This window comes from Streptomyces sp. NPDC050145, assembly GCF_044460245.1.
In the GTDB taxonomy this organism is placed as follows: domain Bacteria; phylum Actinomycetota; class Actinomycetes; order Streptomycetales; family Streptomycetaceae; genus Streptomyces.
Map to the genome: position 1 here is coordinate 208,476 of NZ_JBITJS010000003.1, position 21,916 is coordinate 230,391.

Genomic DNA, 21,916 nt, shown 5'->3' on the forward strand with positions numbered 1-21,916 from the left:
TTGCCTCCCTTCTGCCCTTCTCACCCGTTCCACCGACCAGGAGCACACCCATGAGAATCCGCACACCCCGCAGACTCCTCGGCGCACTGGCCGTGGCCTCCGCCCTCGCCCTCACCGCCACCGCCTGCGGCTCCTCCGGCGGCGAGGCGGGAGACGTCGGCCCCAAGGACGTCGCGGCCGCGCTGAAGGAGGGCGGCAAGGTGACCGTGTGGGCCTGGGAACCCACCCTGAAGAAGGTCGCCGCGGACTTCGAGAAGAAGTACCCGAAGGTCGACGTGGAGCTGGTCAACGCGGGCACCGGGGACAAGCAGTACACCGCGCTGCAGAACGCCATGGCCGCCGGCTCGGGCGCCCCCGACGTCGCCCAGGTCGAGTACTACGCCCTCGGCCAGTTCACCATCGGCAAGTCCGTCGAGAACCTGGCGTCCTACGGGGCCACTCGGCACGCGAAGAGCTTCACCCCGGGCCCCTGGAACGCCGTCCACCAGGGCAAGGACATCTACGCCCTGCCCATGGACTCCGGCCCCATGGCCTTCTTCTACAACAAGAAGGTCTTCGACCAGCACCACATCAAGGTCCCCGCCACCTGGGACGAGTACGTCACGGCGGCCCGCGCCCTCCACAAGGCCGACCCGAAGCTCTTCATCACCAACGACACCGGCGACGCCGGCGCCACCACCAGCCTGATCTGGCAGGCGGGCGGCCGCCCCTACAAGGCCGAAGGCATCGACGTCGGCATCGATTTCGGCGACGCGGGCACCAAGAAGTACACCGCCACCTGGCAGAAACTCCTCGACGAGAAGCTCGTCGCACCGATCACCTCCTGGAGCGACGCCTGGTACAAGGGGCTGGCCGACGGCTCCATCGCCACCCTCTCCGTCGGTGCCTGGATGCCCGCCAACTTCAGCTCCGGTGTCGCCTCCGCCTCCGGCGACTGGCGTGTCGCACCGCTGCCCCAGTGGACCAAGGGCGACACCGCGAGCTCCGAGAACGGCGGCAGCTCGCTCGCCGTCCCCAAGGCGGCCAAGAACAAGGAACTGGCCTACGCCTTCGCCGAGTTCGCCACCACCGGAGCCGGAGCCGCGACACGGGTCGCCGACGGCGCCTTCCCCGCGACCCGCGCCGACCTGGAATCGCAGGCGTTCCTGGACACCAAGTTCCCCTACTTCGGCGGCCAGAAGGCCAACCGGATCTTCGCCGAGTCCGCCCGCAACGTCGGCACCGGCTGGACCTACCTCCCGTACCAGGCCTACGCGAACTCCGTCTTCAACGACACGGTCGGCAAGGCCTACGTCTCCCCGACCAAGCTCTCCGACGGACTGAAGGCCTGGCAGGACGCGAGCGTCAAGTACGGCGACGACCAGGGATTCACCGTCAACAAGTAGACGCGGCCGTGCTCCGGCAGCCCCGGCGGGCGGCCGGAGCCAGGACGCGGACGCGGTGTGCTCCCTCCTCGGTCGCAGTGCTTGAATGGGCCGTCGTTCCGGCTGCTGTCGCAAGGAGAAGCGCTGTGCCCCTGGTGTCTGTCGTGATGCCCGTCTACAACTCGGCGGCCACCCTCGGCGCGGCCGTCCGGTCGGTGCTCGCCCAGACCCACAGCGACGTGGAGCTCCTCGTCACCGACGACCAGTCGTCCGACGACTCCATGGACCTGCTCCGGGAGTTCGCCCGGCAGGACGAGCGTGTCCTGCCCCGCTCGGCCCCCGAGCGCGGCGGCGCCGGCAAGGCGCGCAACCTCGCCATCGAACGGGCCCGCGGGGACTACGTCGCCTTCCTCGACAGCGACGACATGTGGCTGCCCGAGAAGACCGAACGGCAGCTCGCCTTCGCCGCGGAGGGCAGCGCGCCGCTGACGTTCACCTCGTACTTCAAGATGGACGCCGACTACGCGGGCGAGGCCGCCGACTTCGTCCCGAACGGGCGCGTGATCCGCGCCCGGGCCCACGCCGACTACCGCGCGATGCTGGTCAAGGACCACATCGGCGCCCTGACCGCCATGTACGACCGCACCGTGCTGGGCACCCGGCTGATGCCGGAGATGCGCAAGCGGCAGGACTACGCCCTGTGGCTGTCGATCATGCGCGACGGCGCCGACGCCCGGGGCCTGGCCGAACCCCTGGCCGTGTACCGGGCCCATCAGGCGGGGTCGCTGTCCTCCAACAAGCTGTCGCTGGTCCCGTACAACTGGGAGCTGTACCGCGAGCACGAGCGCCTGTCGGTCCCGCGCGCGACGAAGGCGCTGGCCGGCGCGGTGTGGCAGTCGCTGAGCAACGCCCGTGTCTAAGGCCCGCAGAGGCATCCCGAAAGGCATCCGTCACTTTGCGCTTCATCTCCGAGACGTCGTCCGACGGCGTCCGTGAACAGCTCTTCACCCTCGGCGAGATTCCCGGCGTGCTGTGGACGCCGGAAGGTGCCGCGGGTACGCGTCCGCTCGTCCTGATGGGACACGGCGGCGGTCAGCACAAGAAGGCCCCGGACCTTCTGGCCCGTGCCCGGCGCTTCGTCACGGAGTGCGGGTTCGCGGTCGTGGCGGTCGACGTGCCCGCTCATGGCGACCGGCCGAAGGTCGAGGAGTACGACCGGCTCGCGACCGAGAACCAGGCACGCGTGGAGGCCGGTGAGGAGCTGGCCCCGCTGATCGCCGGCTTCCAGGCGCTCGTGGCCCGCCGGACCGTGCCGGAATGGCGGGCGGTCCTGGACGCGGTCCAGCGACTCGAGCACGTCGGAGCCGGGCCGGTGGGCTACTGGGGAGTCTCGCTCGGGTGCGGACTCGGTGTTCCGTTCGTCGCCGCCGAGCCCCGGGTCCGCGCCGCGGTACTGGGCCTGGGCGGGGCGGCGGCCTCGGCCGAGGACGCCGCCCGGATCACCGTCCCGGTGGAGTTCCTGGTGCAGTGGGACGACGAGCGGGTGCCGCGGGCCCAGAGCCTGGCGCTGTTCGACGCCCTGGGCTCGGCCGAGAAGACCCTGCACGCGAACCCCGGCCTGCACGGGGAGGTCCCGGCGTTCGAGCTGGAGAGCACGCTGAGCTTCTTCGCCCGGCACCTCGGCTGACACGGCCCGCAGGGTTCAGGTTCGATCCGCGGGGGTGCCCGGCAGGGCCTGCTGGTAGAGCGCCACCAGCACACCGTGCACGGGTTGGTCCTCCGCGTCCTCCTCGGTCTCGTCGACCAGCCTGGTGAGCGTCTCGCCGAGTTCTCGCGCCTGCGCGGGGCCGAGACGCAGGTGGCGCAGCGTCAGGTGGGGTTCGACGGGGGAGCGGTCCAACTCCTGGGCGACCGCGGTGAACATCGCGGCGGTGCCCGCCGCCTGAGGTTCGGCGACGACCATCTGGCGGGCCGTGCGCTGGTAGTACTGCTCGGTGCCGCCGCGGACCTGGCGGGTCTCGGCGACGTGGACCAGCCCGGCTTCGCGGAGCACCTTGAGGTGGTGGGCCACGTTGCCCTTCTTCGCGTCGAGCTGCACCGCGAGCCGGCTGATGGTGGCGGGCCGCTGGCCGAGCGCGAACAGCAACCGCTGGCGCAACGGGTGGGCGAGCGCGGCGAATTGCTCGGGCGCTCCGATCTCCAGGACGTCCTGAGGTGGCGGCGGAGGGGGAGTCTGATCTCGCATACCGAAAGTGTCTAAACTCGTTGACGCTTTCGCAAGGGCGGTGCTCTACTCCTTGCCATGACGACCCCGACGAAGCTCGCGCCGGCCCCGGTCATCGACGAGACGATCCGGCTGCTGACCGACCACTACGTCTTCCCCGAGACAGCCGAACAGGTCACCGGCCTGCTGCGCCGACGCCTCGCCGAAGGCGCCTACGACGTCGACGACGCCGAGCAGCTCGCCCGCCTCGTCACGGCGGACCTGCAGTCCGTCAACAACGACCGGCACCTGCGACTGAAGCATCACACCGACCCGATCCGCCCGAAGAAGGGCGCGGCCACCCTGGACGCCATGCGGCGGGAGTTCGACACCTCCCTGGGCGGCGCGCCCCGCGTGCAGTTGCTCGACGGCGGCGTCGCCGTGCTGGAGCTGGCGCCGATGCTGTTCCCCCTGGACTGGGCCGCCGAACCGCTGACCGCCGCGCTCACCCTGACCTCCCGCGCGCAGGCCCTGATCCTGGACCTCCGCGCCAACCGCGGCGGCGACCCCGACACCGTCGCCTTCGTCTGCAGCCACCTCCTCGACGAGCGCACCCACCTCAACACCATGTACTGGCGCGAGGGTGAGCGCCGCGAGCAGTCCTGGACCCAGCCGCACGTCCCCGGCGCCCGCTTCGGCGGCACCAAGCCCCTGTACGTGCTGACCAGCGACACCACCTTCTCCGCTGCCGAAGAGCTCGCCTACGACCTGCAGCAGCTCGGCCGCGCCACCGTCGTCGGCGAGCCCACCCGCGGCGGCGCCCACCCCTGCAACGGCTGGACCCTGCACCCCCACCTGGAAGCCACGATCCCGGTCGGCCGCGCCGTCAACCCCGTCTCCGGGACGAACTGGGAAGGCACCGGCGTGCGGCCCGACGTCCCCTGCACCGCAACGGACGCCCTGGACCACGCCCACGCCCTGGCCCTCACCCGGCTGAAGGAATGACCTGCGTGGTCGCGGGCTGATAGGCCGGGTTGCTCTCGCATCCGGACATGATCTCGGTGCGGGTCTGCTTGTCGATCGGACAGGCCCCGATGATGAACCGCGACGCGACCCCGCCGGGGAAGGCGACCTCGACCTGGTCCGCGTACTTGTGGGTGTCGCCGATGGTGCGGTTGACGTCGATGCCGTTGGGCGCGTCGATGTAGTAGTTGTACGCGCCGGGCTTCAGCCACTTCGCCCATGTCTTGTACAGGTCGTGGTCATAGGTGGTGGAGACGAACGGCGACGGCTGGTTCGCCAGCACGTACTTCTCCAGGTCGTACTGGCCGTTGACGGTGTCCCTGGGGCGGAAGCCTTCCTTGAAGATGCTGTCGGGGGCGCGCCCGTCGGCACGGTAGAGCGTCTTGCAGTCCTTGCGGAAGACCGGCTCAGGGGTGATCTTCTCCAGCGGGACGGGACGGACGACCGCCGCGTACAGCTTGTCCTCGACCACGGGGCACGCGGGTGCGGCGGCGGCAAGGACCGTGGCGCGAGGGAGTGTCGCGGCCGCGGTGGCGGTCGGGGCTGCGGAGGACGAGGCGGCGGCCAGGCTCACGAGGACGCCGAGGAGAGCGGCGGACTTGCCTGACAGAGGGTTCTTGATCACCCGAAGATCATCGCGAGTGTGCCGCGTCGCGCGGGGGTGCCACTCGAAAGTGGGCGCGTCCGCGCGGCCGCCGTAGGCTGGGATCCATGGTCGAGAAGCCGCAGGTCAAATCCTGGCAGGAGATGCGCGCGTGGCAGATCGAGCTGCTGGAGAGGGGAACGGGCGAGGCACTGGACGTGTGGACGGACCGGATCCGGGGACGGGCACCCGGGAGCGAGCCGGAGCTGCGGGAGTGGCTGGAGCGGCAAGGAGTGCGCGGGTACGCGCAGATGCTGCTGGTGCACGAGGCCTTCGGGTACCCGGACTTCCTGCGGCAGAGCGCGGACGACCTGATCGACGGACAGTACGCCGACCGACCCGCGCTCCGGCCGGTCCTCGACGCGGTCCTGCTGCGCGCCGTGGAGCTGCCGGAAGTGGCCCTGCAGGCACGCAAGACGTTCGTGGCGCTCGTCGGACCCCGGCGCACCTTCGCCCGCGTGCGACCGACCACGCGCACCCGGCTCGACGTCGGACTGCGGCTGCCCGAGGAGGCGGCGGGCGGAAGGCTGCTGGAGGCGAAGGGGTTCGGCGACGACATGGCGTTGCGCATCGCCCTCCAGGAAGTCGGCCAGGTGGACGAGGAGTTCGCGGCGACGCTGCGCCGGGCGTATGACGCCAACATCTGAGCGCGCTCCCCCGTCGACCTGAGTTACCTCGCGCACGCGGAACTCCGCCCCGAGCCGCAGCAAGGGGCGAGACGGGTCAGACCCCGCTGCCCATCCACTCCTCCTCGTAGGCCGCGTACGTGCCGTCGTGCGTCGCGAGATGGACGAACTGGTCCACGTACTCCCTGAACTGGTAGTCGCCGCGCGGCAGTGCGTACGCCTTCTCGGAGAAGGTGAAGGGCCGGTCCGGGTGGAGGGAGCACAGCTCGGGGTGGATCTTGGACTGGTAGAGCGTCTCGCTCGCGTCCGTCATCATCACGTCCGCGCGGCCTTCGATGATCTCCTGGAAGATCGTCGTGTTCTCGGGGTGCAGCTTGATGGTGGCCTGATGGATGTTCGCCCGGGCGAACTGCTCGTTCGTGCCGCCGGGGTTCACGACGACCGTCGTGCCCGCCCGGTCGATGTCCTTCAGCGTGCCCGCACCGAACTTCTCCTTGTCGGCGCAGCGCACGATCGGCGTCTTGCCGTCCTGCCGGGTCGGTTCGCTGAAGGAGACCTGACGGGCACGGGGCAGGGTGATGGAGACGCCGCCGACCGCGATGTCGCAGCGGCCGGCCGCCACGTCCTTCGTGACGTTCGCCCAAGTGGTCGCCACGTAACGGGTCTTGGCGTCGAGGCTCTTCGCCAGACCCTCCGCCATCTTGATGTCGACACCGCTGTAGGTTCCGTCGGCGGGGTCGAGGTGAGTGAAAGGCCGGTAGTCGCCGGTGGTGCACACCCTGAGCACACCGGTCCGCGGTACGGAGTCCAGGAGCGTGCCGTGCGGGTGACCGGTGCCGCGAGCCGTACCGGGTGACGCGGGCGCGGCGGCGGTGAGTGAGAGGACGCAGGCCAGGGCGGACAGGGCGGCGGCTCGCTTCATCAGGGCGGCTCCTTCTCAGGTGCCCGGGCGACTGGCACGCCCGGGCGGCTACGGGATGGCAGGCCGGATCACCTTCGCAGACGCGTTCCTTCAGTTGAACCCCGCGCGGAAGCCGTGCGGTCCCGTCCGACGGATGCCCAACTCGTGGTCCTCGCCCACGAGCCCGGCCCGGTGAGCCGTTAGGGTGAATCGATCATTCCCAGTGAAAGGCCTTACGGCACCGTGACCGAGTCCCGCCCCCACACCCTGTTCTCCTTCGGCACGCTGCTGGACCGGCGCGTCCAGACGTCGCTCTTCGGCCGCGCCGTACCGACGACCGCGTCCTCCCTGGCCGGTCACGCGACCAGGCCCCTGGCGATCACCGACGCGTCCGTGATCGCCACGAGCGGCCAGGACGTGCACCTCACCCTGGAGCGCAGGATCGGCAGCACGGTCGAGGGCGCCGTCCTGCGCCTGACCGACCAGGAACTGGCCGCAGCCGACGACTACGAGGTGGACGACTACGTGCGACGGCGCGTGCTCCTCACCTCGGGGGAGACGGCCTGGGCCTACCTGGACGCGAGGCCGCTGTGCTCGGCCGCCCGCATCGTGATCGTCGGCGACAGCATCGCGTACGGGCGCTGCGACCCCCAGGGCGGTTGGGCCGGCCAGCTGGCGGCGGCGCACATCGCGTCCGACGAGACCTCGCACCGCGTCTTCAACCTGGCCGTCCCCGGCAGCACCCTGGCGGATGTCAGCGAGCAGACACCGCCGCTCCTGGCTCCCCGCCACCCGGACACGCTCGTCGTGGCGGCGGGGATCAACGACTCCGCCGTACCGCTCGCGGCATCGGCCACCGACGGCGACGCGCTGCCCCACATCTCTGGCCACCTCGACTCGCTGGCGGCCACGGCCCAGCGATACAACGCGCGCATGGTCGTCGTCGGACCGGCCTGGCTGGACGAGTCGCGGACCGGCGATTTCGAGGGCCTACGCTTCACCGTGGAGCGGGCACGCACGCTGCGCGCCACCCTGAAGACCTGGTGCGAGGACCGCCACATCGATTACCTCGACCTGTGGGAGCCGCTCCGCGACCAGCCGCACCTCTTCGTCGACGGCCTGCACCCCAACGCCGAAGGCCACAAGGAGCTCTACCGCGTGCTGAGTGCCGGCTACTGCTGACTCAAGCGCCGGTGGACCGTCGTCTCGGGGCTGTAGCGCCTTTGCGGTGCGGGGAAGCGCTGCTGCCCCGCGAGTTGCGACGCGACGGTCAGCAGGGCGAACCAGTGTCAAGGGGTGCTTGCCTCGATGCCGAACTTCTCGAGCGGGGTGCGCATGCCGTCGCGGAACGCGCCGAGCCCGGCCTCGTGGGTGACGGCCGAGCCGACGAACAGCACGGTCTCGTCGGGGGCGACGTAGATCTTGCCGCCGCCACGGGCGGCGTGCACGAGGCAGACGCCGAGTCCGTCGGGCAGTTCGACGAGCGTGAGCGTCGGGTGGTCGATCAGCTTCGCGAACAGCGCACGGCCGACCGCCACGAGGCGGCTGTTGTACGTGGACGGGTCCGGGGCGGTCGTCGCGACGGCGGTCATCCGGCTGATCTTCGCGAAGTTCGGTGTGCTTCCTGGATCGTCACCATGTTCCCCATCCTGCACGTCGGCACTGTCACTCACTCGGCCGCCAGCTCCCAGTCGAGCTGCCACAGCCGGATGCCGTCGTCGCCCGCCGTCACCAAGTTCCGTAGATCCGGGGTGATTTCGAGATGTCTGACGTACTCCCGGTGCCCCTCGAGGATGTGGAGGCAGCGTCCGCTCGCGACCTCCCACATCCGTACCGTGCGGTCGTGGCCCGCGGAGAACGCGAACCGGGCGTCGGGCGTGAACCGCACGGCGGACACCCAGCCCACGTGCCCCGCGAACTCGCGTACGCACCGCCCGCTCCCGGCGTCCCACAGCCGGATCGGCTCGTCGCCCGCGCCGGAGGACATGACCATGTGCGTGGACAGGGCGAGACGGCCGTCGGCGCTGAGGCACGCGGACAGGATCGGTTCCCGCGGGCCTTTCCAGGTGCGCAGCCGTCGTCCGGCGACGAGGTCCCACAGACCGACCACGCCGGTGCTGTCGCCGATCGCCGCGAGACGGCCGTCGGCGGACGGTGAGATCACGTTGACCGGGCCGGCGGGCCCGACGGTCGACACGCAGCGGTCCTCCTCCAGGTCCCACCGGCGGACGGCGCCCTCTCCGCTGCCGAGCAGGGCGTGCCGCCCGTCGCCCGTGAACAGCACGGTCCGCGTCAGGTCCCAGTGCGGGGTCACCTGATGACGCCCTGTTCCGTCCAGCCGCACGCGGGTGATCGCGTGCGGTTTGGTGCCGTAGCAGAGCAGGTAGCGGCCGTCGTCGCTCAGCGCCACCTCGGCGGCGCGGCTCGGGTGGTCGTCGACGACCCGGGTCCACTCACCGCTGTCGAGGTCCCATACGCGGAGGGTTCCGTCGCTCTGGCCGCTGACGGCGAGCCGGGCGTTCGCGGCCAGGCCGATCCCGGTGACGGCCCCGTAGGGTAGTGGCCCGGCGTCGAGCGGTCGTGACCATGCGGCGCGGAGCGACACGTGGCGGGCCGATCGGCCCAGTTCTCGCCAGGCGGCCAGGACCTGGGGCGCCCTTTCGTAGCCGGGGATCGCCCGGGCCCGGGTCAGCAGACCGAGGGCGGACCGGTGGCGCCCGACCGACATCTCTCGGCGGGCCTCGGCGAGCAGGCCTTTCGCCCGCCCGCCGAGCCCGCTGACCTCGGCGTACTCGCGCGGCTCGACCACGTGGGGCTCGGCGGTGTACCGGGCGTCGGGCAGCCGCCAGCGGCGCGTGGCCAGTTCGGGGTGGTTGCCGACAGAGAAGCCGAACCGGTCGTCGGCGTCCGGGAACCCGAGGTGACGCATGCCGTGGCGGCCCGCCGAGAAGGTCCGCAGACACCGGCCGCTGCTCACGTCCCAGACCCGGACGGTGTGCTCGGCGCTCGAGCCCGACAGCAGTCGCCGTCCGCCGGGTCCGAGCGCCAGGTGAAGGGCGGCGGTGGTGGGGCCGGTCAGGGTGCGGACCAGCCGGCCGTCCGCCACGTCCCACACCCGGATCGTCCCGTCGTCGGAGGCGACCACGGCGAGGCGTCCGTCGGGACCGAAACACATCGAGGACGACGGGGAGCCGGCCGGCAGCGCACGGCACCGGCCGTCGGCCACGCTCCACAGACGTGCCCCGTCCTCCTCGCCGGTGAGCACGTGACGCCCGTCGGGGCTGACCTCGTACCGCGAACCGTCCAACGACCCGTCGACCGCGGCCCCCAGCGACCACCGGCAGGTCCCGGTCCGCGGTTCCCAGACCTGGACGTGCCCGTCCGCGCCGATCCACACGCCGATCCGCCCGTCGGCGCTCAGTCGCACCGGACACCCCCTCGGAGCGGCGGCCGCGTCGATGACACGGTCGCAACGGCGGGCGGCCACGTCCCACCACCGCACCGTGCCGCCCTGCTCGACGGACAGCGCGTACGAGCCGTCGGGAGTGAGGTCGACGCCGATCAGCTCCGCGCCGCCGTTCATGAGTGCGGGACGTGACGTCCCGGTGGCCGTGTCCCACAGGCGGAGACCGCCGTCCCAGTGGCCGCTCAGCGCGAGCCGCCCGTCAGGACTGAAACGGATCGGCAGATGTCCGGAGACCACGTGCCGGGCCAGGAGGTCCACCGGCGGTGTCAGCCGGAACGGCTCGCCCAGCGCGCGGGTCTCGATGCGGCGGGCCTCGGTCACGCTCCCGTCGGCCCCGGCCCGCGCCGCCGCCCGGACCTCCGCGTCGTCGGGCCGTTCGCGCGCGAGTACGTCGAGCAGCGCGCGGGCCGCGCGGGTGTCCCCGCGTTCGAGGTGGACGCGGGCGAGATGCAGGCGTGTGTGCCAGGAGGCGTCGGTGTCCTGCGGCAGCGCCTCCAGCCGGCCGACGAGTTCCCCATCGGTGATCGCCCCCGTCCGCCAGCTCAGCAAGCCCGCGTTGTACACGGCGCCGACGTGGTGCGGATCGACCGCGAGCGCCTCGGCGAAGGCCTGCTCGGCGTCGGCGACCCGGTCCAGGTCGAGGAGCGACAGTCCTCGGTTGTTGAGCTCGTCGGCGCGGAGATCGGCCGCCTTCGGTGCGGGACGCGGATACGCCGAGCCGGTCTCCTGTTCGTAGATCCCGGTCAGCACGTCGGCGATGTCCGCCATCGAGGGCGGCCGACGGCCGGGGGACTGCCGCAGGCAGCGGCGCAGCAGGTGGGCGAGTTCCGGCGGCGCGGCGACCGGGTTCGCGGCGGCGCCGAGATACTCCTCCAGTGCCAGACCGGCGACCGGGCCCGCCGACCAGCACGCGCGGCCGGTGATCATCTCCAGCAACGAGACCGCGAAGCTGTACACGTCGCTGCGCCGCCCCACGCTGTCACCCGCGAGCTGCTCCGGAGACGCGTAGGTGGTCGTCATGCCGCCCCACGGCACCAACACGCTGACGCCCGGGGCCGATTCGGAGCCCCTCGGGACCACGGCGCCCTTCGACCGGGCGAGACCGAAGTCGGTGATCTTCGCGGTCCCGTCACCGTCGAGCAGGACGTTGGCCGGCTTCACGTCCTGGTGCACGAGGCCCCTGCGGTGGGCGTGCTCGAGCCCGCGGGCCGTCTGGACCGCCGTGTCCAGGACCCGGGCGACGACCTGCCGTGCGTCCCCGGCGTAGAGCCGCCCGTCGCGGATCCACTCGGCGAGACTGCCGCCCTCGACGAACTCGGCGAACACCCGCGGGGTGCCCTCCACCATCCGTACGTAGTGGCAGGCGCAGACGTTCGGATGCAGCCCGAGAGACACCCAGGCCTCGGCCTCCCTGACGAACAGCTCCTGATCGCCAGGTCCGTCGAACAGGTCGGGGCGCGGACTCTTCACCGCCATGTCGATGCCCCAGGCCAGGTGCCGCACCCGGTGCACGACACCCATCCCGCCCCGGCCCAGCTCACCGACCACCCGGTACCGGCCGTCGACGATGTCGTCGACCGACCAGGCGGCGGACGACGAAGGTGCGTTCACTGCGGTACCCCCGTTGCAGACGACCGGCTGCCCCCCCGGGCCCCGGACGCCGAAGATCTCGTTGCCACAGGGGAGCGAGGACCAGTATGTGACGTCGTCCGGATGCGCGTCGACGGCCGGGGAGCGGCTGTCCGGTGCGCGGTGAACTCCCGGGCGTGGAACGGTGGTTGCCGGTGGCGAAGCGCTGATCGCCGACCTGGTAGGGCACCCGGAGTTCCGAGGTCGGCTCCGGGGGGTGCCTCGGAGAGGGCCGTGCGGGGCGCCCTTTAGCGGGCGACCGCGGCCAGGTCCTCGGTGAGCAGGGACGGGTCCGTGAGCAGGAAGCGGTGGACCGTTTCCAGGAGGGGCAGTTCGGCGTTCGTGGTGGCCAGGGCCACGTCCTTGGCGGCGAGCGCCACGGGGAAGTGGGAGCCGGTGGCGAGGACCCGGCCGACCGCACCGCCGAGGGGGCCCGCGCCGAGGGTGCGCAGCGTCAGCTCGCGGGGCAGGCCGAGGGACTGGGCGAGGGTGAGGCTCTCGGCGACCGCGGCGACGCCCGCGATCGCCGCGCTGATGAGGACCAGTTTGAGGGCGGCGCCGGCGCCGGGGCCGCCGCAAGGGGTGACCGTGCCCAGCCGGGCGAGGATCTCCGCGACCGGTGTGGTGTCGCCGCCCGCCAGGATCAGCAGGTCGCCGGTGGCGGCGCGGTCGACGCTCCCCATGACGGGCGCGTCGGTCAGGGTGACGCCCTCCGGGAGCATGGCAGCCAGTTCGCGGCCGGCGTCCGGGCCGATGGTGGAGGTGTCGATCCAGTGCGTGCCGGGACGCAGGGCCGGGACCATCTCGTGGGCGACCGCTCGGGCGGCTGCCGGGTCGGCCAGCATCGTGATCACGACGTCGGCGTCCCGGACGGCGTCGGCGGGGTTCGCGGCGAGAGTGGCGCCGGCTTCGACGAGCGGCGCGGCCTTGGCGGCGGTGCGGTTCCAGACGGTGAGTGGGTGCCCGGCGTCGAGGAGGCGGCGGGCCATGGGCCGGCCCATGGAGCCGAGGCCGAGGAAGGCGATCTTCTGCGAGGTGGTGTCCATGGCGTCGACGCTAGATCCGGCCTACTCATGCGACAAGCGACTGTCTAGCATGACTCTCATGCTCGTCACGCATGGCTTGTACGAGGCGTTCCTCGCCGTCGCCCGCACCGGGTCCTTCACCTCCGCCGCCCAGTCGCTCGGCTACACCCAGTCCGCGATCTCCCGCCAGGTGCGGTCACTTGAGGAGGACTGGGGAGCCGAACTGTTCGAGCGGCTGCCGCGAGGGGTGCGGCTGACCGAAGCGGGCCGGGTCCTGCTGCCGCACGCCGAGGCGGTACGTGACCGGCTCGCCGCCGCACGCGCCGAACTGACCGCGCTGCGCACGCTGGACGGCGGCCTGCTCCGGCTCGGCGCGTTCTCCAGCGCGGCCGCCGCGCTCGTCCCGCGCGCCCAGGCTGCGTTCCGGAAGCGGCATCCGGGAGTGACGGTGACCCGGGTGGAGGGCCCGTCGGTGAAGCACCTGGGGCTGCTCGCGGCCGGAGAGGAGGACCTGGCGGTCGTCAGCCCGGCGGTCGACGCCGCCCCGCCGACCGGAGTGATGCTCCATCACCTCCTGGACGAGCCGATGCTCGTGGCCCTGGAACTGGGCCATCCGTACGCGGGACAGCGGAACGTACGCCTGTCGGACCTGGCCGGGGAGGAGTGGATCGTCAGCAATGAGCGGCTGGAGGACACCCTCTTCCGCCCCGCGGTCACGGCCGGCTTCCGCCCGCGCACCGGGCTGCTCGCCCTCGACTGGATCGCCAAGCTGGGCGCGGTGGCGGCGGGGCTGGGCGTGACGCTCGTCCCGGCGCTCGCGGCGGCCTCCGTACGCCCGGACGTCGCGCTCGTCACGATCCACCCGGACGACGTGCCGTACCGCCGTATCTGCGCGGCCGCGCCGGGGGCGCCGACGGCTGCGGCCACGGCGTTCCTGGCGTTGCTCCGAGAGACGGCCGAAGAGCTGCAAGCCCAACTTCCTTGATTCCAGCTGTGGTGTACGAGGTCGACCCGGCCGCCGCCTGGATCCACCCGATACCGGGCCCCGGAGAGTCGCGGCGACTAGAGTGCCGGCAGGCGACGCGATCAGGGGGCACGGTGGCCAAGGTCAATATCAGTCTCGACGCCGAACTCGTGGTGGAGGTAATGGTCCTTGCCGGGATCGGCTCTCCTCAGGACGCTGTCGAGGCGATCGTGCGGGACTACATCGCCCGCGGCCACCGCACGGAGGCTCGCACCGAACTCAAGGACCGAAGCCTGCACGAGGTCGACGTCAAACCCCAGGACCCGCAAGGCTGAAGGCCCTGCCGTGGCAGGAACCGAGGAAACGCGTCTGGTCGTGCTCCGGGGCAACAGTGCCTCGGGGAAGTCGTCCGTGGCCGCCGGCCTGCGCGAGCGCTTCGGCCGCAACCTCGCGATCGTCGGGCAGGACAACCTGCGCCGCATCGTCCTGCGTGAACGCGACCGGCCCGGCGGCGCGAACATCGGACTCATCGACCTCACCGCCCGCTACGCCCTGGACAGCGGCTTCCACGTCGTCGTCGAGGGCATCGAGCCCGGCGTCACGATGGCTCAGCTGTAGGAAGGAGCTGGACCAGACCGACCCAGTTCCGTTCGTCGACCTCGGTGTGCGTGACCCGGACCTTCCAGCGGCCGCCGGGCAGCGGGACCGGCGCCTGGGCGGGCATCCCGCCATTGGGATACTCGATGCCCAGTTCGGAGCCCGCCTCGGCGGAGTCCCTGAGCACGGCCGGACCGTCCGACGTCCACGTACCGCAGTCCTCCCACTCCGTGCCCGGATCCGAGAGGACGGCCTCCGCTGCGGCCATAAGTCCAGCCTTGGAATCGGCGGCCAGCCACCGCAGGAAGGCTCGGTGCTCGGGCAGATAGCGGCTGGAGGCCGGTTCGTCCCCAAACACCAGTGCCTGCGCACCGTTCTCGCCGATGGCGATCACTCCGGCCGGCTCGTCCAGCGCACAGGCCCGGTCGTAGTCGTCCGGAGCGGTGGCGCCTCCCGCCGTGACCCCACTCTCCGTGCATCCGCGCCATGAGGCCAGCGCGGAAACGGGAATGACGATCAAGGGGCCGCCCATCGACTCCACCCAGGCACGGGTGGTGTGGGGCAGGTCGACCGCGGTGGACTCGGAGGCACTCATGCCGTCAGTGTGCCCTTGCCCACTGACAACGCTCGCGTCGCCCCTCGGCGCGCGGCGCAGCCCCCGCGGCGACAGCCGGCGCGCTCGTCGCTCGCGGGGGTTCGATGCCCGGTCGAGGTCAGATCGGTGTGCCTGACTTGATGACGTGCTTGAGATGCGTCCGCGGCCTGGTCAGGACGGAGATGTCCTCCAGCGGGTTGCCGTCGACGACGAGCAGGTCGGCGTGGGCGCCGGGGGCGAGGGTTCCGATCTGGCCTTCCATGCGCAGCAGGCGGGCGGCGGTCGTGGTGGCCGAGCGGATGAGGTCGGCAGGCGGCTGTACTTGGGCGCGCAAGGTGAACTCGGCGAGCTGGTGCTCGTGCATGGGGCCGAGGAGGTCGGAGCCGTAGACGAGGTTCACACCTGCCTTGTGCGCCTTCTCGAGTGCTCCGAGCCCGGCTTCCCTGACGTCCTCGATCTTCCGGTATGAGGCTTCGCCGAGGCCGTGGCGTCGGCCGGCCTCGGCCAGTTTCTCGTAGGTGACGAGTGTGGGGACGAGGAAGGCGTCGTTCTCCAAGAGGAGTCGGATCGTGTCGTCGTCCAGGAGGTTGCCGTGTTCGACGCAGCGGACTCCGGCGCGCAGGGCGCGGTTGACGCCGCGGGGGTGGTAGGCGTGCACGGTGACGTAGCTGTTGTGGTTGTCGGCCTCGGTGACCGCCGCGCGTACCTCTTCGTCGCTGTACTGGACTGCGGAGACGGCGTCGTGCGGGGAGGCGACGCCGCCGGAGAGCAGCATCTTGAGGTGCCGGGCGCCTTTGCGGAACTCGTCGCGGGCGGCGGCGCGCACGGCGTCCACGCCGTCGGCGATCCGGGAGAAGCCCGGCTCGTGCCCGCAGCACGGTGTGCTGTCGTCGGTGAGCGGACGCAGGTCGCCGTGCCCGCCGGTCTGGGACAGCGCCTTGCCGCCGTGGACGAGCCGGGGGCCGGGCATCAGGCCTTCGGCGAGGGCCCGGGCCATGCCGTGGTCGGCGCCGCCCACGTCCCGCACCGTGGTGAAGCCTCGGCGCAGCATGCGCTCCGCTTCCTTGAGCGCGCGGACCGTGGCGTATCCGGCGGTGTGGGAAGCGCGGTCGACGGGGTCGAGGCTGGTGATCAGGAGGTGGACGTGTGCGTCGATGAGGCCGGGCAGCACGGTGGCGCCGGCCGCGTCGAGCACGCGTACTCCGTCGGCGGCGGCCGGAGCGCGACCGGTGCCGGTGGCGGCGATGCGGCCGTCGGCCACCTCGATCCAGGAGGCGTCGGTGAGTTGACCCTGCTCGGGGTGGAGAAGGCGTGCACCGGTGATCAGCAGGCGGGGGGCGGAGGGAGGGGTGGGGGTGGTCATGCGGTGAGACCTTCCAGCTGTTCCAGGCTGCGTCCGGCGGTCTTCTCGCCGCACAGGATGATCACGGCCACGGCGACGGCGAGAGCGCCGACCAGGGCCAGGAAGACGTTCGTGAAGCCGACGCTCTCGTACACGTAGCCGATCGTGATGGGGGCGACGATCGCGCCGATCCTGCCGACGGCGGAGGCGGCGCCCATGCCGGTGGTGCGGATGGCGGTGGGGTAGAGCTCGGCGGTGTAGGCGTAGTAGACGGCGGCCGAGCCGTTGGTGAAGGCGGCCAGGAAGCAGGAGCTGACCAGGAGTGCCGTCTGGCCGTCCGAGAGGGCCACGCCGAGTGCGGCCAGGGTGGCGCCCGTGGCGTAGGCGGCGATGAGCCACTTGCGTTCGACGCGTTCGATGAGGGCGCTCGCCACGTAGTAGCCGGGGATCTGGGCCAGGGCGGTGACGAGAGCGAAGAGGAAGGACTTGGTGATGGTGAAGCCCTTGGCGGCGACCAGCATGGCGGGCATCCAGCTGGTGAAGCCGTAGTTGACGCCGGTGAGGATGAACCACAGCACCCACAGGACAAGGGTGGTGCGGGCCGTCTTTCCTTGCCAGAGGGCGGCCAACTGGCCGAGGACGCCGTGCTCGTGGGGCGCGGCGGGGCGAGCGGCCGCGTCCGGTGCGGGGGAGTCCTCGTCGACCGGTGCCGCCCGGCGTTCGGCGGCAGCGGATTCCCGCTCGATCTTCTCGACCACCCGCGTGGCCTCGGCGAGCCGGCCGCGGGCGATCAGGTAGCGCGGGGACTCCGGCAGGCTCTTGCGCCACCACAGCAGCAGGAGGACCGGGGTGGCGGCGAGCACGGCGGCGACGCGCCAGCCCGTCTCGGGGTGCGGGGCGATGACGAGCGGCGCGGCGATGCCGGCGAGGACGTATCCGAGGGCGAGGAAGCCGACGGTGCGGGCGACGAAGCGTCCGCGGTGGCGGGCGGGCAGGAACTCGGAGATGTACGGGGCGATCAGTGTCGTCTCCGCGCCGATACCGACGCCGGACAGGGCCCGCCACAGGAACAGTTCGGCCGTTCCGGAGGACGTGGCCATCAACAGGCTGAACACGCAGAACACCAGCAGGGCGCACATCATCAGGCGCCGCCGGCCGAACCGGTCGGCGAGCAGGCCCGCGCCGAGGGCGCCGACGAGGTAGCCGAAGAAGATCGAGGACAGCAGCCAGCCGGCGGTGCTCGCGGCGATGCCCCACACGACGATGACGGCGGAGAGGGCGTACCCCATGAGGGCGCCGTCGAAGGAGTCGAAGGTGTAGCCCAGGCCGCCCTGGAACATCAGCCGGCGGTGCGGGCGCCCGGGCTCCAGGCGGTCGAGTCTGGTCAGCAGGGCTTGGCCGGCATCGGTCGGGCGGCCGGTTTTCGGGGTCGTCACAGTGCCTCCACTGGGGACGAGGGGGAGGAAGGGGGAGGGGATGGCTCGCAACGCTAGATGCACCATCGAGCTGAAACAACACTTGATGCACAGAGAATTTCCTGCAACGCTTGTTGCATGCAGAAGTTCACGATGCTCACGCTGCGACCCGCCCCCGGTCGCGCCGACGACCTGATCGCCTACTACCGAGAGGCAGGCGTCCTCGAAGCGTCCGGAGCCCTCTCCGCCCAGGTCCTCGTCCCCGACGACGATCCCGGGACCGTCGTCGTCACCGCCCTGTGGGCCGGCCCCGCCGCGTACACGGCCTGGCAGAATTCCCCCGAGCGCCTGGAGTTCGGCCGGGGTCTGGCGCCCTTCCTCGGCTCCTCGGACAGCGCGCACACCCGGGAGTTCCAGGTCGGCCACGGGCACGTCCCGGTGACCTGACCGACAAGCAGGACCGACGAGGAGGACGACGTGTCGATCGAGGCATGGCTTGCCGCACGGGAAGGCCGCGGCAGACTCGGCGCGCAGGCCGAGCGAGTCGTCCACGTCCTCGTCCGGGCGCCGCAGTTCGCCACCTACTCCTCGGCCCGCGAGGTCGCCGAGCGCGCCGGTGTCAACGTCTCCACCGTCGTCCGCACGGCACAGCAGCTCGGCTTCGAAGGATGGACCGACCTCCGACAGGAACTGCGCGCCTTCTACCTCGGCTCCGTCGCCTCAGGAAGTCCCGGCCAGGCGCGGCCCGCGGAAGCCGCCGCCCAGGTGCTGCACCAGGACGCCGCCAACATCAGCGCGCTCGCCACCGAGGACAACCTCCAGGCGATCCGCGCCACCGCCCAGGCCATCAGGTCCGCGCGCCGCACCGTGATCGTCAGCTCCGGCAGCGGGGCCGGACCCGCCCACATCCTCGGCCACCTCGGCACCATCATGGGCTACGACATCCAACTCGCCCTCGGCTCCGCCACCACCCAGGCCGTCCAGGTCACCCGGCTCGAGAAGGGCGACTGCCTGCTCGTCCTCAACGTATGGCGCCTCACCCGCGCCCTGCGCGGCCTCACCAGAATGGGCCGCGAACGTGGCGCCACCGTCAGCGTCCTCACGGACCTGCGCTCGTCGCCCCTCGCCGAGGACGCCGACCATCTGATCGTCACGCCCATCGAAGGCGTCCAGGGCACCGTCTCCCTCACCGCCATGGTCGCCGTCACCCAGGCGATCCTCGGCGAACTCACCGACACCGGAACCGGCCGCGCCTCCGGCCAGGTCCAGCAGGCCTGGAACGACCTCGACCTCATGGACGACCAGCCGTAGTCACACCTGCTTGGTGGGCTGTCCTGTCGATCGGACCGACCGGGGCCGGGCTCGCAGTTCGGGCAGCCGGGCGCAGTCCTCCGCTGCGGCCAGGGATTCGCCCAGAGTCAGGAGCGACAGGAGACGCACCGGCCGGCCGGCTGTGGCGGCGGCCTCCAGTTTGTGGTGGCCGTCGAGGAGGAAGTGGGTCAGGCCCCAGTGCACGGAGGGGTCCTCGCCCAGCCCGAGGGAGGGCTGGCACACGTCCAGCGTGGAGATCGCCACCGCCGTGGGGACCGTTCCCTGTTCCATGGACGCGACGTACTCCTCGACGCGGCCCCGCTCGTTCCAGGTCGGGGGCACCATGGGCACGATGAACTCGTAGAGGTGGGCGTCCGCGTCGACCGCCGTCTCGAAGGTCCGGTAGTACGGGGTGTGCGGGTACTCGGGCAGGCCCCAGAACTGGTCGATCCCCCACGTGGTGACCTGCTCGCCGCTGAAGTAGTCGCCTTCCTTCCCCGGGATGACCAGCCGGGGTTCCACGCTCAGGAGCAGCGGAAGGTACTCGCCCTCCGGCAGCAACGCGCCGAACGCGTCGATCACACCGCCGTCGTCGGGATCGGCCAATGCGCCGGTGAGCCGCTCCTGCACGCTCTCCAGGGACAACTTCTCCCGCGCGGCCTCCAGCCGACGGAAGAGCAGCGGGCACGTTCCACAGTAGAAGCTGAGCTCGAAGGCCGGCTCGTCGTCGACCATGAGCAAGCGGCGCCGCGGCCCGCCGCCGAGCTCCTGCAGTTCCGTGTCGAAGCGCAACCGCGCCTCGGAGGAGGGCACGCCGAGCCTGCGCGGGGCGCCGGTTCTGATCATCACGGGCCGACCGTACGGGACGCCGTGGCAGCGGATCCACCCCGTGCAGGGCTCAGCGCGTCCGGCGGCGTGCGCCGAGCGGTGTCTGCCGCAGCACCCCGTTCTCACCGAACGCCAGAGGGAGGAACCGTTCGGCCACGCGGCGATAGCCCGCCGGGTTCGGGTGCAGGCCGTCGGGGAGGTCGGCGGTGTCGGCCGGGCCGAACAGAGCCGTGCCGTGCAGGAGATGCAGCGAGGTGTCGCCGGCCCGGCGCCGGAGATCGACGCCCCGCTCCAGGAGATGGCGGATGCGGCGCAGGGTGAGGGAGCCGGTGGCGAGGTGCGCGGGGCGTTCGGCCGCGTGGAAGAGGTGGTCGGGGCCGAACGGCGTGGGGCCGGGCCGGTCCTCGACGGCCGGGCAGATGAACGGGGTGACCACCAGGATCGGGGTGTCGGGATGCCCGTCGCGCACGGTGTCGATGAAACCGTGGAAAGCGGAGAGGAACGCGCGTTCGCGCATGCTGTCGAGGTTGACGACGTTGATGCCGAGCTCCAGGCTGATCGCTGCCGCGGGCAGATCTCGGATGGTGCGCGCCATGAACTGGTCGAGGTGGCAGTGCCCGCCGACGCCCAGGTTCGTCAGCGCCAGACCGGCGGCGCGGGCCACGATCGCGGGCCAGGCTCCGGTGGGCCGGTCGGCCTCGGAACACTGGCTGAGGGAACTGCCGTGATGCACCCACAGCGGGCCCGCGGCCGGTGCGGGCCGCAGGGCGGCGCCCGTGGGGACACGTACGTCGAGGAGCCGCAGCGCCGAGGAGACGGGCAGCCACACCTCGACCCGGCGATCGGTTCCGGCCTCGCCCAGATCGAGGCGCAGGGTGACGGGGCCCGCCGGTTGCGTCCGCGTGGCGCGGGTGCGCAGGTCGATGATCAGGACCGTCTCCTGCGCGGTGCGCACGGCCTCCCGCAGGGTTCCGTCGACGACGACGTCCACGGCGGTGCCGGGTGAGTCCGTGCCCTGCACGACGAGGTGGGTCAGGTCCACGTCGAGCTCCAGGACCGCCGCGTCGGTGAGCGCTTCGATGCGCACACCCGAAGGCACCGTGCTCATGAAGTCCAGGGTGGGATCGGCCAGTTGAGCGCGTGCCGCGGCCGGGACCCGGTGGAAGGTCACCCCGGCGCTGTCGGTCGCCGTCTCGACGGCGCCGGCCACACACTCCAGTGCCTGCTTCAGGGCCGAACGCATCACACACCCCGCCTCTTCCGTCCGGCGCCGTCCCCGCTCCGCGGTCCGCTCAACGCTTCAGCCCCGACAGGATCAGCTCCGCGAGCTCGGCGCCGATGTCGGCCGGAGACTTGCTCCCGCCGGGCCGGTACCACGTGTGCATCGAGTTGGTGAAGCCGAAGACCGACCAGGACACCACTTCCGGGGACGCCTGCGTGGCGAACGACCCGGCCTGCTGACCCTCCCGCACGATGGCGCGAAAACGCTCCTGGTAGTGCCGCCACTGCTCCTCCAGTGCCTGCCAGTGCGGGGAGTCCGAACGCCCGCCCTTGGCGAAGACGGCCGACTCCTTGGCGCCGGCCGCCGTGAGGACCACCAGGTCCACGACGACCTCCCGCAGCGTCCGGTCCGGGTCGTGCCCCTGGGCCAGGATCCGCTCCAGGGACTCCAGTTCGCGGCCGAAGACCCTGCCGTAGATCTCGAAGAGGATCTCGTCCTTCGACGCGAAGTAGTGATACAGCGCGCCCTTGGTCACGCCCGCCTTGGACACGATCTCCTGGACTCCGGTGGCGTCGAAGCCCTTCGCGGCGAACAGGTCCAGCGCCACGTCGAGGATGCGCCTGCGCACCTCGGGGTCGGAAACCTTCGGCCTGCCCATCGCTGTCCTCCGGCTGGTGTCTCAGGGGCGGTTCGTACGAGGGACAGCACATCCCGGCCATGGAAATTTGTCAATGCCGACCGGTTGGTATTGAAACGGATGCG

The 21,916-nt window shown here is 71.4% G+C and carries 22 protein-coding genes and 1 pseudogene; 11 read left to right on the forward strand and 12 right to left on the reverse strand.

Going from position 1 to position 21,916, the window contains the following annotated elements; genetic code table 11:
* Nucleotides 1–50: 50 nt before the first annotated feature.
* The 3 genes from ACIBTU_RS07660 (at nt 51) to ACIBTU_RS07670 (ending at nt 3,051) form a co-directional block, all read left to right on the forward strand.
* A complete protein-coding gene (locus tag ACIBTU_RS07660) occupies nt 51–1,385 on the forward strand; it encodes an ABC transporter substrate-binding protein (protein WP_399125031.1) in 1,335 nt (444 codons plus the stop codon).
* Between the two features lie 125 nt (nt 1,386–1,510).
* Nucleotides 1,511–2,284 carry a glycosyltransferase family 2 protein gene (locus tag ACIBTU_RS07665; RefSeq protein WP_399125032.1) on the forward strand — a complete coding sequence of 258 codons (774 nt, stop codon included), beginning with the start codon at nt 1,511–1,513 and terminating at the stop codon, nt 2,282–2,284.
* A 35-nt stretch (nt 2,285–2,319) separates the two neighbouring features.
* Nucleotides 2,320–3,051: a dienelactone hydrolase family protein gene (locus ACIBTU_RS07670; RefSeq protein ID WP_399125033.1), complete on the forward strand. Its 732-nt coding sequence runs from the start codon at nt 2,320–2,322 to the stop codon at nt 3,049–3,051.
* A 15-nt stretch (nt 3,052–3,066) separates the two neighbouring features.
* On the opposite strand, the gene ACIBTU_RS07675 is transcribed toward ACIBTU_RS07670, so the two are convergent.
* Nucleotides 3,067–3,609 (reverse strand): ArsR/SmtB family transcription factor, encoded by a 543-nt coding sequence (locus ACIBTU_RS07675; protein WP_399125034.1) that lies wholly within the window; start codon nt 3,607–3,609, stop codon nt 3,067–3,069.
* Between the two features lie 57 nt (nt 3,610–3,666).
* Between ACIBTU_RS07675 and ACIBTU_RS07680 the strand changes: the two genes are divergently transcribed.
* Entirely contained in the window at nt 3,667–4,572 is a 906-nt protein-coding gene (locus ACIBTU_RS07680; RefSeq protein ID WP_399125035.1) for a S41 family peptidase, read from the forward strand.
* On the opposite strand, the gene ACIBTU_RS07685 is transcribed toward ACIBTU_RS07680, so the two are convergent.
* Entirely contained in the window at nt 4,553–5,215 is a 663-nt protein-coding gene (locus ACIBTU_RS07685) for an ADP-ribosyltransferase (protein WP_399125036.1), read from the reverse strand. The genes ACIBTU_RS07680 and ACIBTU_RS07685 overlap by 20 nt on opposite strands.
* A gap of 86 nt (nt 5,216–5,301) precedes the next feature.
* Here ACIBTU_RS07685 and ACIBTU_RS07690 point away from each other — a divergent pair, with 86 nt between their 5' ends.
* Complete coding sequence (locus tag ACIBTU_RS07690; protein WP_399125037.1) at nt 5,302–5,880, forward strand: DUF5655 domain-containing protein; 579 nt, start codon at nt 5,302–5,304, stop codon at nt 5,878–5,880.
* 76 nt (nt 5,881–5,956) lie between these two features.
* Here the strand turns inward: ACIBTU_RS07690 and ACIBTU_RS07695 are convergent, their stop codons facing one another.
* Entirely contained in the window at nt 5,957–6,781 is an 825-nt protein-coding gene (locus ACIBTU_RS07695; protein ID WP_399125038.1) for a transporter substrate-binding domain-containing protein, read from the reverse strand.
* Between the two features lie 222 nt (nt 6,782–7,003).
* Between ACIBTU_RS07695 and ACIBTU_RS07700 the strand changes: the two genes are divergently transcribed.
* Nucleotides 7,004–7,942, forward strand: coding sequence for a GDSL-type esterase/lipase family protein (locus tag ACIBTU_RS07700; RefSeq protein ID WP_399125039.1), 939 nt, complete (start codon nt 7,004–7,006; stop codon nt 7,940–7,942).
* 107 nt (nt 7,943–8,049) lie between these two features.
* On the opposite strand, the gene ACIBTU_RS07705 is transcribed toward ACIBTU_RS07700, so the two are convergent.
* From ACIBTU_RS07705 to ACIBTU_RS07715, 3 genes are all read right to left on the reverse strand, one after another.
* Nucleotides 8,050–8,352 (reverse strand): hypothetical protein, encoded by a 303-nt coding sequence (locus ACIBTU_RS07705; RefSeq protein WP_399125040.1) that lies wholly within the window; start codon nt 8,350–8,352, stop codon nt 8,050–8,052.
* Nucleotides 8,353–8,429: 77 nt separating this feature from the next.
* Nucleotides 8,430–11,837, reverse strand: a complete 3,408-nt coding sequence (locus tag ACIBTU_RS07710) for a protein kinase (protein WP_399125041.1) — start codon at nt 11,835–11,837, stop codon at nt 8,430–8,432.
* Nucleotides 11,838–12,103: 266 nt separating this feature from the next.
* Entirely contained in the window at nt 12,104–12,901 is a 798-nt protein-coding gene (locus tag ACIBTU_RS07715) for an NAD(P)-dependent oxidoreductase (RefSeq protein WP_399125042.1), read from the reverse strand.
* Between the two features lie 58 nt (nt 12,902–12,959).
* Here ACIBTU_RS07715 and ACIBTU_RS07720 point away from each other — a divergent pair, with 58 nt between their 5' ends.
* The 3 genes and pseudogenes from ACIBTU_RS07720 to ACIBTU_RS07730 form a co-directional block, all read left to right on the forward strand.
* Nucleotides 12,960–13,865 carry a LysR family transcriptional regulator gene (locus tag ACIBTU_RS07720; RefSeq protein ID WP_399125043.1) on the forward strand — a complete coding sequence of 302 codons (906 nt, stop codon included), beginning with the start codon at nt 12,960–12,962 and terminating at the stop codon, nt 13,863–13,865.
* Nucleotides 13,866–13,978: 113 nt separating this feature from the next.
* Nucleotides 13,979–14,179, forward strand: coding sequence for a type II toxin-antitoxin system VapB family antitoxin (locus tag ACIBTU_RS07725; RefSeq protein WP_399125044.1), 201 nt, complete (start codon nt 13,979–13,981; stop codon nt 14,177–14,179).
* Between the two features lie 10 nt (nt 14,180–14,189).
* Nucleotides 14,190–14,432, forward strand: a pseudogene (locus ACIBTU_RS07730) (kinase); the annotation flags it as partial.
* A gap of 10 nt (nt 14,433–14,442) precedes the next feature.
* Here the strand turns inward: ACIBTU_RS07730 and ACIBTU_RS07735 are convergent.
* The 3 genes from ACIBTU_RS07735 to ACIBTU_RS07745 all read right to left on the reverse strand — a co-directional run bounded on the left by ACIBTU_RS07735 (nt 14,443) and on the right by ACIBTU_RS07745 (nt 17,814).
* Nucleotides 14,443–15,036, reverse strand: coding sequence for an Imm21 family immunity protein (locus ACIBTU_RS07735; protein WP_399125045.1), 594 nt, complete (start codon nt 15,034–15,036; stop codon nt 14,443–14,445).
* A 118-nt stretch (nt 15,037–15,154) separates the two neighbouring features.
* The gene (locus ACIBTU_RS07740) at nt 15,155–16,399 is read right to left on the reverse strand and encodes an amidohydrolase family protein (protein WP_399125046.1); all 1,245 of its coding nucleotides are present in this window, start codon (nt 16,397–16,399) and stop codon (nt 15,155–15,157) included.
* Nucleotides 16,396–17,814: an MFS transporter gene (locus tag ACIBTU_RS07745; protein WP_399125047.1), complete on the reverse strand. Its 1,419-nt coding sequence runs from the start codon at nt 17,812–17,814 to the stop codon at nt 16,396–16,398. Before ACIBTU_RS07745 ends, ACIBTU_RS07740 begins: the two co-directional genes overlap by 4 nt.
* Before the next feature lie 117 nt (nt 17,815–17,931).
* On the opposite strand from ACIBTU_RS07745, the gene ACIBTU_RS07750 reads away from it, so the two are divergent.
* Complete coding sequence (locus tag ACIBTU_RS07750) at nt 17,932–18,240, forward strand: antibiotic biosynthesis monooxygenase family protein (protein ID WP_399125048.1); 309 nt, start codon at nt 17,932–17,934, stop codon at nt 18,238–18,240.
* A 30-nt stretch (nt 18,241–18,270) separates the two neighbouring features.
* Nucleotides 18,271–19,104 carry a MurR/RpiR family transcriptional regulator gene (locus ACIBTU_RS07755; protein ID WP_399125049.1) on the forward strand — a complete coding sequence of 278 codons (834 nt, stop codon included), beginning with the start codon at nt 18,271–18,273 and terminating at the stop codon, nt 19,102–19,104.
* Here ACIBTU_RS07755 and ACIBTU_RS07760 read toward each other — a convergent pair whose 3' ends face one another.
* The 3 genes from ACIBTU_RS07760 to ACIBTU_RS07770 are packed head-to-tail and all read right to left on the reverse strand — an operon-like array spanning nt 19,105 to nt 21,812.
* On the reverse strand, nt 19,105–19,950 hold the full coding sequence (locus ACIBTU_RS07760) for a hypothetical protein (RefSeq protein ID WP_399125375.1): 846 nt from the start codon (nt 19,948–19,950) through the stop codon (nt 19,105–19,107).
* A gap of 52 nt (nt 19,951–20,002) precedes the next feature.
* On the reverse strand, nt 20,003–21,175 hold the full coding sequence (locus tag ACIBTU_RS07765) for a GDSL-type esterase/lipase family protein (RefSeq protein ID WP_399125050.1): 1,173 nt from the start codon (nt 21,173–21,175) through the stop codon (nt 20,003–20,005).
* 49 nt (nt 21,176–21,224) lie between these two features.
* Nucleotides 21,225–21,812, reverse strand: a complete 588-nt coding sequence (locus ACIBTU_RS07770; RefSeq protein ID WP_399125051.1) for a TetR/AcrR family transcriptional regulator — start codon at nt 21,810–21,812, stop codon at nt 21,225–21,227.
* Nucleotides 21,813–21,916 lie beyond the last annotated feature (104 nt).